This is a genomic window from Halorubrum sp. Atlit-28R, from assembly GCF_003665955.1.
Lineage (GTDB): Archaea > Halobacteriota > Halobacteria > Halobacteriales > Haloferacaceae > Halorubrum > Halorubrum tropicale.
In genome coordinates, this window is record NZ_QPLS01000264.1 from 1 (window position 1) to 443 (window position 443).

General features: G+C 53.0%; 1 protein-coding gene. It reads right to left on the reverse strand.

What is annotated here, in order from left to right:
• Positions 1–253: 253 nt before the first annotated feature.
• A partial coding sequence (locus tag DVK06_RS19520; protein ID WP_233561823.1) for a hypothetical protein occupies positions 254–443 on the reverse strand: 190 nt, incomplete at its 5' end.

A 443-nucleotide genomic window follows, 5' to 3' on the forward strand; every position in this document is an offset into this window, starting at 1 on the left:
GTAATACAAGCGAGCGGGGCCGCGCAGCCGTTTTCGTTCACTGCTTCTTTCGGCCAAGGATGTCTTGATCGCGCGGGCTTTGTCCGTAATGTTCATTGTTTTCATGTGTCTTCAAAGAGTTGTTCGACTTCCTGCCACCCTTCCCCAAAGAGGCGTAATGCGGGTTTGGTTATGCCTATTCAAAGGACAATGCTGCATTGGGGTCGCGGTCGAATTTTATTTCCAAGCGTTATTGGCAATTTGGGTGCAGCGATCAAAAGATAAGGAAAGCCGTAACTGCGGCCGCCGCCCAAAAGAGTAAGCCGAGGAATGCGCCCATTTCAGCATCGATCACGACCTTTCCATCGGAGCCTCGGTTAAAACCATGCCATCGCGGCTTGACGCACACCCCCTTTGGTGCCGGTGCCACACAGGCATGACCGAAGGAGATGACAGGCACGACA